Origin of the sequence: Mycobacterium sp. E3298, from assembly GCF_001666895.1 — a bacterium.
In the GTDB taxonomy this organism is placed as follows: domain Bacteria; phylum Actinomycetota; class Actinomycetes; order Mycobacteriales; family Mycobacteriaceae; genus Mycobacterium.
Genome location: NZ_LZJB01000171.1, coordinates 36,955 through 50,930, shown reverse-complemented (window position 1 = coordinate 50,930; position 13,976 = coordinate 36,955). Strand labels below are relative to the sequence as shown.

Annotated in this window: 11 protein-coding genes; 1 reads left to right on the top strand and 10 read right to left on the bottom strand. The window is 68.7% G+C overall.

Annotated features, from left to right (window positions below; genetic code table 11):
- Nucleotide 1: 1 nt before the first annotated feature.
- The 7 genes from A9X05_RS08170 to A9X05_RS08140 are packed head-to-tail and all read right to left on the bottom strand — an operon-like array spanning nucleotide 2 to nucleotide 8,873.
- Nucleotides 2-850 (bottom strand): aldo/keto reductase, encoded by an 849-nt coding sequence (locus tag A9X05_RS08170; RefSeq protein WP_067758135.1) that lies wholly within the window; start codon nucleotides 848-850, stop codon nucleotides 2-4.
- A gap of 60 nt (nucleotides 851-910) precedes the next feature.
- Entirely contained in the window at nucleotides 911-2,899 is a 1,989-nt protein-coding gene (locus A9X05_RS08165) for a VWA domain-containing protein (protein ID WP_067758138.1), read from the bottom strand.
- Nucleotides 2,892-4,274, bottom strand: a complete 1,383-nt coding sequence (locus A9X05_RS08160; RefSeq protein ID WP_067758140.1) for an ATP-binding protein — start codon at nucleotides 4,272-4,274, stop codon at nucleotides 2,892-2,894. The genes A9X05_RS08165 and A9X05_RS08160 overlap by 8 nt, the downstream gene beginning before the upstream one ends.
- Before the next feature lie 44 nt (nucleotides 4,275-4,318).
- The gene (gene purH / locus A9X05_RS08155) at nucleotides 4,319-5,902 is read right to left on the bottom strand and encodes a bifunctional phosphoribosylaminoimidazolecarboxamide formyltransferase/IMP cyclohydrolase (RefSeq protein ID WP_067758143.1); all 1,584 of its coding nucleotides are present in this window, start codon (nucleotides 5,900-5,902) and stop codon (nucleotides 4,319-4,321) included.
- Nucleotides 5,899-6,546 carry a phosphoribosylglycinamide formyltransferase gene (gene purN, locus A9X05_RS08150; protein ID WP_067758200.1) on the bottom strand — a complete coding sequence of 216 codons (648 nt, stop codon included), beginning with the start codon at nucleotides 6,544-6,546 and terminating at the stop codon, nucleotides 5,899-5,901. Before purN ends, purH begins: the two co-directional genes overlap by 4 nt.
- A gap of 21 nt (nucleotides 6,547-6,567) precedes the next feature.
- Nucleotides 6,568-7,938 carry a DUF6350 family protein gene (locus A9X05_RS08145; protein WP_067758146.1) on the bottom strand — a complete coding sequence of 457 codons (1,371 nt, stop codon included), beginning with the start codon at nucleotides 7,936-7,938 and terminating at the stop codon, nucleotides 6,568-6,570.
- A gap of 47 nt (nucleotides 7,939-7,985) precedes the next feature.
- On the bottom strand, nucleotides 7,986-8,873 hold the full coding sequence (locus A9X05_RS08140; protein WP_067758149.1) for a DUF5336 domain-containing protein: 888 nt from the start codon (nucleotides 8,871-8,873) through the stop codon (nucleotides 7,986-7,988).
- Nucleotides 8,874-9,138: 265 nt separating this feature from the next.
- Here A9X05_RS08140 and A9X05_RS08135 point away from each other — a divergent pair, with 265 nt between their 5' ends.
- Nucleotides 9,139-9,987: an LLM class F420-dependent oxidoreductase gene (locus tag A9X05_RS08135; RefSeq protein ID WP_067758152.1), complete on the top strand. Its 849-nt coding sequence runs from the start codon at nucleotides 9,139-9,141 to the stop codon at nucleotides 9,985-9,987.
- Nucleotides 9,988-10,134: 147 nt separating this feature from the next.
- On the opposite strand, the gene A9X05_RS08130 is transcribed toward A9X05_RS08135, so the two are convergent.
- From A9X05_RS08130 to sucC, 3 genes are all read right to left on the bottom strand, one after another.
- On the bottom strand, nucleotides 10,135-11,658 hold the full coding sequence (locus tag A9X05_RS08130) for an acetyl-CoA acetyltransferase (protein WP_067758155.1): 1,524 nt from the start codon (nucleotides 11,656-11,658) through the stop codon (nucleotides 10,135-10,137).
- A 79-nt stretch (nucleotides 11,659-11,737) separates the two neighbouring features.
- A complete protein-coding gene (gene sucD, locus A9X05_RS08125) occupies nucleotides 11,738-12,640 on the bottom strand; it encodes a succinate--CoA ligase subunit alpha (protein ID WP_067758157.1) in 903 nt (300 codons plus the stop codon).
- Between the two features lie 12 nt (nucleotides 12,641-12,652).
- The gene (gene sucC, locus A9X05_RS08120) at nucleotides 12,653-13,816 is read right to left on the bottom strand and encodes an ADP-forming succinate--CoA ligase subunit beta (RefSeq protein WP_067758160.1); all 1,164 of its coding nucleotides are present in this window, start codon (nucleotides 13,814-13,816) and stop codon (nucleotides 12,653-12,655) included.
- Between the last annotated feature and the right edge of the window lie 160 nt (nucleotides 13,817-13,976).

Genomic DNA, 13,976 nt, shown 5'->3' with positions numbered 1-13,976 from the left:
GTCAGCCGGGCACGTAGTCGAACTTGTCGGGGTTGGGCCCGTTCCTGCCGGCTTCACCCTTGTCCAGGGCCGAGATCGCGTCCATGTCGGAGTCGTCCAGCTCGAAGTCGAAAAGCTCGAAGTTCTCCTGGACCCGCTCCGGCGTCACCGACTTGGGGAACACGATGTCGCCGCGCTGAATGTGCCAGCGCAACACCACCTGCGCCGCTGATTTGCCGCGCGCCGCGGCGATGCGGTTGATCACCGCGTCGTCGAGCACCTTGCCCTGAGCGATCGGCGCCCACGCCTCGGTGGCGATGCCGTGCTCGCGCCCGTACGACCGAACCTCCGTGTTACCGAAGTACGGATGAAGCTCGATCTGGTTGACCGACGGGACGGTGTCGGTTTCTTCGGCGAGCCGCTGAAGGTGTGCGACTTGAAAATTCGACACGCCGATGCTGCGGGCGCGCCCGTCGCGGGCGAACTCTTCGAGGACCTTCCAGGTCGAGACGAAGTCACCGTCGTAAAGAGTGGGCAGCGGCCAGTGAATGAGAAACAGGTCGACGTAGTCGGAATCCAGAGCCTGCAGTGTCCGGTCGAAGGCGCGGCGCGCGTCGTCGGCTTTGTGAAAGCCGTTGTTGAGCTTGCTGGTGACGAACACGTCGGCGCGGTCGAGACCGGCGTCGCGGATGCCTTGCGCCACTTGCTTTTCGTTGCCGTACATCTCGGCGGTGTCGATGTGCCGGTAGCCGATCTCCAGCGCGGTCTTGACCGCCGCCGCCGTCTCGTCGGGCTTGATCTGAAAAACGCCGAAGCCGAGCTGCGGAATGCGCACACCGTCGTTCAGTTCGATCGTGGGAACCTTGCTCATGCATCTCCTCCTTCTCCGGTCCATGTACCCGGTCGGGCGCGCACCTATCCCCGCGAGGGGCTAGCGGCGGCGAGACCGGAGGTAGTCGCCCACCACGGCCGCGCCCAGGCCGTCGAGATCGGGGACCACGACGCGTCCCTCGACGCGCCGGGCGACCTGGTCGATGAAGCGGGCCAGGCCGGGGTCGCTGCCCAACCGGAAGATGGTGATCTGCGCGCCGAGGCGGGCCATGTCGTCGAACCCGCGCACCGTGTGCGCGATGGTCCGCGGGTGCGGCGGGTAATCGAAGAACACGGTCGTGCCGTCGCCGTCGAAGTCCTCCAGGTGGGCGGTGGGCTCACCGTCGGTCACCACCAGCACGACGGGCTGCGCGTTGGGATGCCGCCGCAGGTGCCGACCGGCCAGCGCCAGAGCGTGATGCAGGTTGGTGCCCTGCTCGTAGACGCCCTCGAGGCCGGTGAGCTCGGCGGCCGTCACCGTCCGGGCGTATCGGCCGAATGCGATGATCTGTAAGGCGTCCGAGCGAAATCGGGTGCACACCAGGTGATTCAGCGCCAGCGCCGTCTGCTTCATCGGCAGCCAGCGATTCTCCATCACCATCGAGAACGAGGTGTCCACCAGCAGCGCCACCGCGGCCTGGGTGCGCGTCTCGGTCTCGGAGACCTCGACGTCGTCGACGGTGATGTTCAGCGACCCGGTGGTGTCCAGGCTGGCCGTTCCCGCCTGCCGCAGCACCGCGTTGGTGAGCGTGCGCGAGATGTTCCACGGCTCGGTGTCGCCGAACTGCCACGGCCGGGTGGCGCCGGTGAGCTCACCTGCCGCGCCCGCGCGCCGGTGGTCCCGCTCGCCGCGTCGCCCGGAAAGCTGTTGCGCCACATCGCGTAGCGCGGTCTCACCGAGCCTGCGCATGGCCTTCGGCGAGAGCCGCCACTGGCCGTCGGAACCCCGGTCCAGAAAGCCCTGATTGACAAGTGCGCGTTCCAATTCGGCCAGCGTGCGCGCGTCCACGGCGGCCTGGTCGCCGAGTTGGCGTGCCAGCGCATCGAGATCGACGTCGTCCATGGTGGCACCGGGATAACTCTGCGAGAGCTGCTCGGCCAGCTGCTCGAGCTCGGCGATGTCCGAAATCGCCTGGGTGCCTTCCCCCATCCCGAACGGGTTGTCGCCGGAGAACTGTTCGGATCCCGTCCAGTCCTCCCCCGGCCGGGCAGCCTGCAGATGCGCGTCCAGCCGGTTCAGAGCCTGCATCAGCGACGGGGAGCCGAATGCCTGCTGCGCCAACGCATCCAGTTCGGCACGCTGGTCCGGGCTCAGGCTGTTGCGGAAGCGCTGCGCGGCCGCGGCGCGCTTGGCCAGCGAGTCCAGCAGCTCGTCGACATTGCGGGGGTTCTCCGGGAAGAACTCGCCGTGTTTGTCCATGAAGTCCTGGAAATCCTGCTGGGTGTCCTCGCCGCGGGCATGCTTGTCCAGCAGGTCGTTGAGATCGTTCAGCATGTCGTTGACCCGCTGACGGTCCTCGTCGGTGGCGCCCTCGAGCGCCTCCTTCATGCCTGCGAAACGCTGATCCAGCATTTCGCGGCCGAGCAAATCCTTGATCTGGTCGTACTTTTCGCGCGCCTCGTTGCTGCGCCAGTTGTAGTCGGAGAGCTCTTGAACGGCCTTGGCCGGCGACGACGGCAGGGCGTCGAGCTGCAGTTCACCGAACCGGGCGTCGTCGTCGAGCGCGCGCGCCAGCTCCTTGCGCTCTGCCAGCACCGCCTCATCGAGCAGCTTCTTGATCTCCTGCAGCGTGCCGTCCAAGTTGTTGCGGCGCAACAACTCCCGCCGGCGCCGGTTCGCCTCGGCGGCCAGCCGGTCGGCGCCGGGTGTGTTCTTGGTGCCGCGGCGCAGCAGCTCGGACAGCGCGCGGCGCGGCGACGTGCCCGCCATCACGTCCTGCCCGATCTGCTCGAGGGCCTCGCGCAGATCCACCGGCGGGGCCAGCGGGTCCGGCCCGCCGGTGTACGCCGAATAGCGCGACGAATGCCCCCTCGAGACGGGTTTAGCCATAGACGGTTTGGCCCTCCCCGGACACCTTGTCGATCCTCTTGGCCAAATACAACGCTTCCAGGGCGAGCTCCAGTGCCGCGGCGCGCTCACCCTCGGACTGGGCGTTGACCTTGGCGGCGATCTTGTCGACCACCGGCAACGTGGGAACCGCGGCCAGCACGTCCTTGGCCGACACTCGCTCGCCGGTCGTGACCGCCGAACCGCCCTCGACCGCGGAAACCAAGGACCCGACGTCGATGCCGCCGAGCACCCGCGACGCGGTGTCGGCCGTCGCCCGGCGCAGCAGGTGCTCGAGCACCGCCTGCTCGCGGCCCTCCTCACCGGACTCGAATTCCAGCTTGCCGCGCAGCACGTCGATCACCGTGCCGAGGTCGACCACGCGGGCCACCGGATCCGTCTCCCCCAGCACCGCGCCGCGGTGCCGGGCGGCGGCGGCCACGGTCTCGGCCGCGGCGATCGCGAACCGCGCCGACACCCCGGAGCGTTGGTCGACCGAGTTGGATTCCCGCAGATACCGGGCGAACCGGGCGATCACCTGCATCAGGTAGTCGGGGACCTGCGCGGACAGATGCGCCTCCTGGACGATGACGCCGACCTCGGCGTCGAGCTCCAGCGGGTAGTGCGTGCGGATCTCCGCGCCGAACCGGTCCTTGAGCGGGGTGATGATGCGGCCGCGGTTGGTGTAGTCCTCGGGGTTGGCGCTGGCGACCACCAACACGTCCAGCGGCAGGCGCAGGGTGTACCCGCGCACCTGAATGTCGCGCTCCTCCATGACGTTGAGCATCGACACCTGGATGCGCTCGGCGAGGTCGGGCAGCTCGTTGACCGCGACGATGCCGCGGTGTGCGCGCGGGATCAGGCCGTAGGCGATGGTCTCGGGGTCTCCCAGGCTGCGGCCCTCGGCGACCTTGATCGGGTCGATGTCACCGACCAGGTCGGCGACGCTGGTGTCGGGGGTGGCCAGCTTCTCGGTGTAGCGCTCGCTGCGGTGCCGCCACTCGATCGGCAGGTCGTCGCCCAGGGTCGCGGCCTTGCGGATGGACTCCGGCGTGATCGGCGAATAGGGATGCTCGCCCAATTCGGCCCCGGCGATCACCGGCGTCCACTCGTCGAGCAGGCCGACCAGGGCGCGCAGGAGCCGCGTCTTGCCCTGACCGCGTTCGCCGAGCAGGACGAAGTCGTGCCCGGCGATGAGCGCCCGCTCCAGCTGCGGCAGGACGGTGTCGTCGAAACCCAGGATGCCCGGCCAGACCTCGTCACCCTCGGCCAACGCGGTCAGCAGGTTTTCCCGAATTTCCTGTTTGACTCCCCGTTCGCGATGGCCGGCGGCGCGCAGCTCACCGACGGTGCGGGGCAGATTGCTGGGTGATGGCACCTCTCCACGCTACGCGTTGCGTGAATGCCCCACGCGCTGAGCGTTCAGTGGGCGAAGTGGCGGGCGCCGGTGAGGTACAGCGTGACGCCGGCGTTGGCTGCCGCGGCGGTCACCTCGTCGTCGCGGACCGAGCCGCCGGGGTGCACGATCGCCCTGACCCCGGCGGCGGTCAGCGTCTCGAGTCCGTCGGGGAAGGGGAAGAACGCGTCCGACGCGGCCACCGCGCCGCGGACGCGGTCGCCGCCCCGCTCGACGGCGAGCCGGGCGGCGTCCACCCGGTTCACCTGTCCCATGCCGACACCGATGGTCGCGCCGCCGCCGGCGATCACGATGGCGTTGGACTTGACCGCGCGGCACGCCCGCCAGGCGAAGACCAGGTCGGTCAGCGTGGCCGGGTCGGCGGGCGATCCCGTCGCCAGCGTCCAGTTCGCGGGATTGTCGCCGTGCGCGTCGAGCTCGTCACGTTGCTGGACCAGCAGCCCACCGCTGATCGGCCGCAGCTCCGTGCCGCCGGTCAGCGGCTCGGAGGCCACGAGCACCCGGATGTTCTTCTTCCGCGTCAGGGCTTCCAGCGCCTCCGGCGCGTAGGCCGGGGCGACGATCACCTCGGTGAAGATGGTGCTCACGTACTCGGCCATCTCGAGGCTGACCTCGGTGTTGGCCGCGATGACCCCGCCGAAGGCGCTCAGCGGATCGCATTCGTGGGCCTTGCGATGCGCGTCGGCCACCGATTCCGCCGAGATCGCGATCCCACAGGGGTTGGCGTGCTTGATGATCGCGACACAGGTCTGTTCGTGGTCGAAGGCGGCCCGCCAGGCCGTGTCCGCGTCGGTGAAGTTGTTGTACGACATCTCTTTTCCGTGCAGCTGCTCGGCCTGCGCCAGCCCCGGCCAGGCGCCGGGGTCGGCGTAGAGCGCCGCCTGCTGATGCGGGTTCTCGCCGTAGCGCAGCATCGTCGATCGGGTCCAGCTGCGCCCCAACCACTTGGGGAACGCGGTCGGCGGGTGTTCGGGCGCCAGCGTCGACTCCATCCAGCCCGCGACGGCGATGTCATACTCCGCGGTGTGCTGAAAAGCGAGCGCCGCCAGCTTTTTCCGCTCCGCAAGGGTGAAGCCGCCGTGCCGCACCGCGGCGAGCACGCCGTCGTAACCGCGCGGGTCGACGACCACCGCCACGCTGGGATGGTTTTTCGCGGCCGCGCGGACCATCGACGGCCCGCCGATGTCGATCTGCTCGACGCACTCGTCGATGCTGGCGCCGGAATCGACCGTCTCGCTGAACGGATACAGGTTGACGACGACGAGTTCGAAGGCGGCGACACCGAGTTCCTCGAGCGCCGCGGCGTGCTCGGGTTTGCGGAGGTCGGCGAGCAGGCCGGCGTGCACCCGGGGGTGCAGCGTCTTGACCCGGCCGTCGAGCACCTCGGGAAAGCCGGTCAGCTCCTCCACCCGGGTGACCGGAATGCCTTTGTCGGCAATGGTCTTCGCCGTCGATCCGGTCGAGACGATCTCGACGCCCGCGTCCGTCAGGCCCCGGGCGAGGTCGACCAGGCCGGTCTTGTCGTAGACGCTGATCAACGCGCGGCGGATCGGCCTTTTCGCCGTCTCCGGCCAGTCGTCGGTGCTCATCGTGTGGTCGCCTTTCGTCCGATCGACGCTGTTCTTCCGACCAGGGTCAGGCCTCCGGTCGCGATCTCGGCCACCACGTCCACCAGGAGCTTCCGTTCGGTGACCTTGATGCGTTCATGCAGGGTCTCTTCGCTGTCGCCGTCGAGCACCGGCACGGATTGCTGGGCCAAGATCGGCCCGGTGTCCGTCCCGGCGTCCACCAGATGCACCGTACAACCCGTGACCTTGACGCCGTAGGCCAACGCGTCGGCCACTCCGTGCGCACCCGGGAACGCCGGCAACAACGCCGGATGGGTGTTGATGATCCGTCCATAGAAGCGCGAAAGGAACTGTGGTCCAAGTATTTTCATGAAGCCCGCCGACACGACCAAGTCGGGTGAGTGCGCGGCGGTGGCTTCGGTGATGGCCGCGTCCCAGGCGGCGCGGCCGGGATGGTCGCCGAGCCGGGCGGTGAAGGTCGGCAGCGCCGCCCGCGCGGCGATCTCGGTGGCCAGGCAGTCGCGATCGGCGCCGACGGCGACCACGCGGGCCGGGTACTCGCCGACGGCGGCATCGAGCAGCGAGCTCAGCAGTGATCCGGTGCCCGATGCCAGCACCACCACCCGTGCCGGCGCACTCGGGGGCACATGGAGCGGTTCGGCCACAAGCACAGAGCCTAGTGGCAGCTACTCGCCGGACTCGCGGTCGGTCGCGCTCGGCTCCGCGTCGTCGGGCGGCGGGGCGCCGACGTCGTCGCCCAGCGATGCGTCGTCGTCGCTGACCGGTGCGCCAGGCCCGTCGACGTCGTCGTGGTCGGGAGGTCCGACCGGCGGCTCGTCGTCGGCGTCGGCGTCCGGCTCTTCAAAGACCTCGGCAAAGTCCGCCGGTTCTTCCGCGGCGGCCGGCGCGGGCCTGGGCCGGCGGGGCCGGGCCCTGACGCCGCCGCTCATCACCAGCGTGATGCCGCCGACGACCGAGAACCAGAAGAACACCCCGATCAACAAGGCGCCCTGGTCGACGCCGACATCGCCGAAGTTGCCCAGCCGCCCGCTGCCGCCGTATGCGAGCAGGCACATCGCCAACGCGCCGACGGCCGACGCGACCAGGAGCTTGCCCATCGCCGGGATCAGCGGCAGCGCGCGACGGGCGCATTGCTGCCCGACCACCACCCCGGACGAGGCGCCGATGATGAGCAGGGCGACCCACACCGGCCCGAGCGGCGGCCTGGGGGCCGCGGCCAGGATCGGCAGCGCCGGGATGTCGCCCCCGAAGACGGTGAACGAACTGAACGTCGCGAAGCCGAGGTGAGCGCTGGACCCGACCGCCATCGCTGACGTGCCGACGATGACGTTCGGCGCGTACAACATCGACAGCACGGTGAGGCTGAACTGGCCGAATATCGATTCGGTGATCCCGTAGAGGTCCTGCATCGTCGCCCAATGCACCACCAGCGAGGCGGCGGTGACCAAGCCGGAGAGCCCGAATAACGCCAGCACGCCGGCGGACGCGGCGCGCAGGGCGTCGCCCAGCCACAGCGGCAGCGGCGACGCCGCCAAGGCCCGTCGTCCCACCCGCGACCACACGCCGAACGCGGCACCGATGGCGTGCACCACCAGAACGCTGGCGAACGCGCGCAGGGCGCTGGGCGTTTGCAGCTCGGTGATCACCGACGACGCGTCGTGGATGACCGCCAAGGCGATCGCGGCGATCAGCAGGGGACCCCCGAGGGCCGACGCGACGACCCAGCGGATCACCAGCCACGAGGAATACGGCGACGTGGCGCGGGCCGTGCTGCGCGCGGTGGCCCAGATCATCAACAGCACCGGCAGCAGCGGCATCACGCCCAGTTCGCGGCCGCCGATCGAAATCGGCACCTGGTGGACGCCGAGCCACATGCTCGCGATCGCGCCCAACGCGCCGGTCATGTCGCTGTTGGCGATCAACAACTGCAACAGCGTGACCGCGGCGATGACGACCAGGGCCACCACCGCAGGGCCGAATGCGACCCGGACAAGGTCACGAGCCTGGCGAGCGCCCGCCGGCCGGTTGTTTTCCACCCGTGTCACTCTCGGCGCACGTCCCGACTAGGCGCGGAACCGCACGGTTAGGACGGCGCTGGACCAGACGGCGACGAAGGCGGCTGCTGCTCCTGGCCGTAGGGCTGCTGGCCGGGCTGGCCGGAGTAATTGGGCGCCGAACCCTCGGAGCCCGCACCGGCCGCGGGCGGCGGGCTGAAGCTGGGGAACCCCGTCGGCGGCGTGGACGGTCCTTGCTGCGCGGCCTGCTGAGGGCCGGACTGCGGCGCGGGCTGGGCGCCGAAACCGCCCGTCTGGACGGCGGTTTGGGTCGGGGCCTGGCTGGGATAACCCCCGTACTGCGAGCCGTATCCCGGATGCTGCGGGGACTGCTGCTGGCCGGGCTGACCGTAATAGGGCTGCTGGCCGTATTGCCCGTACTGCCCGTACTGGCCGTACTGGGCGTAGGGGTCGTACTTGGGCCGCGGCGCAGGCGCCGTGATCACGCCCGCCTCCAACAACACGGCGACGACGGCGGCGATCGCCTGCAGCACGGCGCACGCCACCAGGGGCCACATCGCCCAGCCGATCGAGACGCCGGTGGGCAGGTTGATGGTCTCGGTGATGGCCAGCAACGCCCCGAGGACCGCGATGACCGCGACGATGCCGGCGTAGTTCTTGGCCTTGGGCACCAGGCTCAGGCCGGCCAGCAGTGCGGCCAGGACCGCCACGATGACCGCGGTGCCGGCGTCCCCGGCGCGTCCGCCGACGCCCGGGCCCAGGTCGGCGCCGATGGTGAACGTCGGCCCGAAGTTCAGCAGATACACCGCCAGGCCGAGCACGACCACCGCGATGTTCAGGTAGAGCGGGAGCTTGGTGGCGCCGTCGTCGTCCTTGGTGAACGACGGAGTGCCGCCTGCATAGGAGCCGCCCTGCGGCGAGGGTTGGTATCCGGGGCTACCGGGCGAGTAGGTCATTGGCTCCTCCTGTTGCTTTGCCTGTGAAGTGCCTTGCCGGGCGCGACGGTCGGGTCGCGACGCTGTGCTTGCGGGCGCGCCGTTCCATAAACGCCGTGCCCGGCGGTTGCGTTGCGACGCGATCGATCAACCACGCTAGCGCACTTCGGAACGCCCGTGCCGTGGCCACCGGCTTGGACCGCGATCCGTGCCGCGGGCCTCGCCCGGGACGGCAGGCGCGGCGGCCGCTTGCTCAGCGGAGGTAGAACACGTTCTAATTCTCCCCATGGATTACGGGCTTGTGCTTTTTACCAGTGACCGCGGCATCTCTCCGGCGTCGGCGGCGAAGCTTGCCGACGAACACGGCTTCACGACCTTTTACGTGCCAGAACACACGCACATCCCGATCAAGCGGGAGGCGGCGCACCCGACGACGGGCGACGCGTCGCTGCCCGACGACCGCTACATGCGGACGCTAGACCCATGGGTAAGTCTGGGCGCGGCGTCTGCCGTCACCTCGCGGGTGCGGCTGTCCACGGCGGTCGCGCTGCCCGTCGAACACGACCCGATCACGTTGGCGAAAAGCATTGCCACCCTCGACCACCTGTCCGGCGGACGGGTGAGCCTGGGCGTCGGGTTCGGCTGGAACACCGACGAGCTCGCCGACCACGGCGTGCCGGCCGGACGCCGCCGCACCTGCCTGCGCGAGTACCTCGAAGCGATGCGCGCGCTGTGGACCCAAGAGGAAGCCTCCTACGACGGCGAGTTCGTCAAGTTCGGCCCGAGCTGGGCCTGGCCCAAGCCCGTGCAGCCGCACATTCCGGTGCTGGTGGGTGCCGCGGGCAACGAGAAGAACTTCAAGTGGATCGCCCGCAGTGCCGACGGCTGGATCACCACGCCGCGCGACTTCGACATCGACGAGCCGGTGAAGTTGTTGCAGGACATCTGGGCGGCCGCCGGCCGCGACGGCGCCCCGCAGATCGTGGCGCTGGACTTCAAGCCGATCCCCGAGAAGCTGGCCAAGTGGGCCGAGCTGGGGGTGACCGAGGTGCTGTTCGGCCTGCCGGACAAGTCCGAGGACGAGGTCGCCGCCTACGTCGAACGGCTGGCGGGCAAGCTGGCCGCCCTGGTTTAACGCCCGGGTCCACCCCCGACGTCATTCACCCCCGCGAGACATAAACCACGGCGACCGTCCACGGCGTGTCGCCTCCGTGGTTTATGTGTCGCGCGGCCGGCGGCGGGAGTCCGACCGGGTGAGCCGGTCGGAGCCGGGACCGCCGGTCTACCCCAGCGAAGCCCGATTGCCGTTGTCGGTTGACCACACGAAGATCTCCGCACCGAGTGGGTCGCCGTCGCACATCAAAGCCACGAGATCGTCGTCGTCGGTGGTGGCCATGAATCGCGTGCGGTCCGCGGCGAGCCTGCCGACGATGATGCCGGTGCGGACCGGCCAGTCGTAGCGCACGGAGTACGTCTCGATGGTTGCCGCACCGTCCGGCTTTTTCGTGACGTCGACCTTGGGCAGCGCGGCGACCTCCTTGTTCAGCTCCGCACAGTTGTCCGCGCGCCACTCCACCGGCGTGGTCGAGTAAATACCGACCGAGTACTTGCTCATGATGCCGCCGTTGGCGCCGACGAACCCGAATTCCCCTGGCCTGTCCCGCATCTGGGCGACCGTCTCGGCGATGCCGTGCAGCGAATAGCTGTTGCCGGGGCCGCCGAAATACGGCAACCCTCCGGTGAGGGTCAGGCCGCGCGGGTCGTCGCCGTCGATGCCCAGGGCTTCGCAGATGACGAACACCGGAAACGGAAAGCAGCTGTACAGATCGAAGGTGGCGATGTCGTCGACACCGATTCCGGCTACCCGCAACGCTTCGTGCGCCGCATGGACGGCGGCCGGGCTGGCGCCCAAGTCGGCGCGGTCGAGCATCGCCTGCTCGACCATGTCCGAATGGCCGTGCAGATAAACCCAGTTGTCCTCGGCCACCCCGAGGCTCCTCGCCGCTTCCACCGACATCAGCACCGCCGCGGCGCCCTGGTTGACCTGGTCACGGGCGACGAGCAGACGCGGATACGGGTCACTGATCATCCGGTTGTCGTCGGTGATAGTGATGATCTCGTCGATCGACCGTTCGACCGGCGATGACGAAAACGGGTTCTTGGCAGCCACTTTCGACATCGGGGCGAACAGTTCGGCCATTTCGCGCCGATAGTCGGCCACCCCCCGCTTAAGGCGTGCGCGCCGGGCGTTCTCCAGCAGCCCGTACTGCACGGGTGCGCCGGTCAAGCCGTGCTGGATCGTGTATTCGTCGATATAGCTGGAGATCTGGTGGCCGCGATCCTCCAGCTGACCCTCGACGTGTTCGGTGAAGTCGGGCTTGTCATCACGGTTCGCGAAGTAACGAGCCGTCGACCCCGGCTCGGAGCCCATGATCAGCACGACGTCAGCTGCGCCGGCCGCGATCGTGTTGCCCGCCTCGGTGACCAGCTTCTGCGGGCCCTGCCCCCCGACCGGTTCGAGTACCACGCGGGCCGGGTCGCCGCCCAGCCGCTTGATCACCGAACGCGGGTAGTTGTTGGACTTACCCAGGGTCGCCGGCATAGGTCCGGAGATCTCGAACTGCCGTAGCCCGAAGACCGTGTCGACGGCCTTGGCAACGCCTCTGGCGCCGACGTCCGCGAGAGCCGCCTGCGTGGCCGCGGTCGCGAGGTCGACCGCCGACATGCCCCGATAGTCGGGGTCGTCGATGCGCTCGGTGAACTGTCCGACCCCAACGAGCACCGGAGTACGCGGATCCACCGGCATGACGAACCTCCTGGCAACTGTTAGTTCGACAGGCTAACCGATGGCCGGGGACGGAACGAAACCGCGGTCTCGATTGGAACTACAGGCTCTGCAGGATCTCCCGCGCCAGGGCCGCCGTCTCCGACGGGGTCTTGCCCACCTTGACGCCGGCGGCCTCCAGGGCTTCCTTCTTGGCGGCCGCGGTGCCCGACGAGCCGGACACGATGGCACCGGCGTGGCCCATCGTCTTGCCTTCCGGGGCGGTGAATCCCGCGACGTAGCCGACGACCGGTTTGGAGACGTTGGCCTTGATGTAGTCGGCCGCGCGCTCCTCGGCGTCGCCGCCGATCTCACCGATCATCACGATGACCTTGGTGTCGGGGTCCTTCTCGAACGCCTCGATGGCATCGATGTGCGTGGTCCCGATCACGGGGTCGCCGCCGATGCCGATCGAGGTGGTAAACCCGAAATCGCGCAGCTCGTACATCATTTGGTAGGTCAGCGTGCCCGACTTGGACACCAGGCCGACCGGGCCCGGGCCGGTGATGTTGGCCGGCGTGATACCGGCCAGCGCCTCGCCCGGCGTGATGATCCCGGGACAGTTCGGCCCGATGATGCGGGTCTTCTGCCCTTTGTCGACGTTGTAGGCCCACGCATAAGCGGTGTCCTGCACCGGAATTCCCTCGGTGATGACGACCAGCAGCGGGATCTCGGCGTCGATCGCCTCGATGATCGCGTCCTTGGCGAACTTCGGCGGCACGAAGACGACGGACACGTCGGCGCCGGTCTCCTTCATCGCTTCCGCGACGGTGGCGAACACCGGCAGCTCGACGTCCTTGCCGACCGGGTCGACGTGCGAGACGGTGGTGCCCGCCTTGCGGGCGTTCACCCCGCCCACCACCTGGGTGCCGGCCTTCAGCATCAGCGCGGTGTGCTTGGTGCCCTCGCCGCCCGTGATGCCCTGGACGATGACCTTGGAATCCTTGTTCAGGAAGATCGACATGTGTTGGCTCCCTTACTTGTTCGCCAGCTCGGCGGCTTTGTCGGCTCCGGCGTCCATCGTGTCGGCCTGGATCACCAGCGGGTGGTTGGCCTGGGCCAGGATGCGCCGGCCTTCGTCGACGTTGTTGCCGTCCAGGCGCACCACGAGCGGCTTGTTGGCCTCGTCGCCGAGCATGTTGAGTGCGGTCACGATGCCGTTGGCGACGGCGTCACACGAGGTGATGCCGCCGAACACGTTCACGAACACGCTCTTGACCTGCTTGTCGTTCAGGATGACGTCGAGGCCCGCGGCCATCACCTCGGCCGAGGCGCCACCCCCGATGTCGAGGAAGTTGGCCGGTTTGACCCCGCCGTGCTTCTCGCCGGCGTAGGCGACGACGTCGAGGGTGGACATGACCAGGCCCGCGCCGTTGCCGATGATGCCGACTGCGCCGTCCAGCTTGACGTAGTTGAGGTCGTGCTCCTTGGCCTTGAGCTCTAGCGGGTCGGTGGCGTCGCGGTCCTCGAACTCGGCGTGGCCGGGCTGACGGAAGTCGGCGTTGGCGTCCAGGGTGACCTTGCCGTCCAGCGCCAGGATCTGGTCGTCGGGGGTGCGCACCAGCGGGTTGACCTCGACCAGGGTGGCGTCCTCGGCGACGAAGAGCTCCCACAGCTTGTTGATGGTCACCGCGGCGGCGTCGAGCACCTCGGCGGGCAGGTGGCCCTTCTCGGCGATGGAACGCGCGGTCGCCAGGTCGACGCCCTTGACCGCGTCCACCGGCACCTTGGCGAGCCGCTCGGGCTTGGTGGCGGCGACCTCTTCGATTTCCATGCCGCCCTCGACCGAGCACATGGCGAGGTAGGTGCGGTTGGCCCGGTCGAGCAGGAAGGAGATGTAGTACTCCTCGGCGATGTCGCTGGCCTCGGCGACCAGCAGCTTCTTCACGACATGGCCCTTGATGTCGAGGCCGAGGATGTTCTTCGCGTGTTCGTAGGCGTCGTCGGGGGTGGCCGCGTACTTGACGCCGCCCGCCTTGCCGCGCCCGCCGACCTTCACCTGCGCCTTGACCATCACCGGAGCGCCAACCTCGGTCGCGATTTCCCTTGCGCCCTCAGCGGTGTCGGTCACCCGCCCCGGCGTGGTCGGTACGTTGTGCTTGACGAACAATTCTTTGGCTTGATACTCGAAAAGGTCCATGGACTCTCTGTCTTCGCTCGACTCAACTGCTAGGCCTCTTGATGGGCGGTGCCGCGATCGGCAACTCGCACGGACGAACTGTATCCACTGGCCAACCGCCCCTTTCCGGCGCGTCCGGCGATGTGGCACAGCTCACGGCTCAGCGGCGTACCCCGTTCGT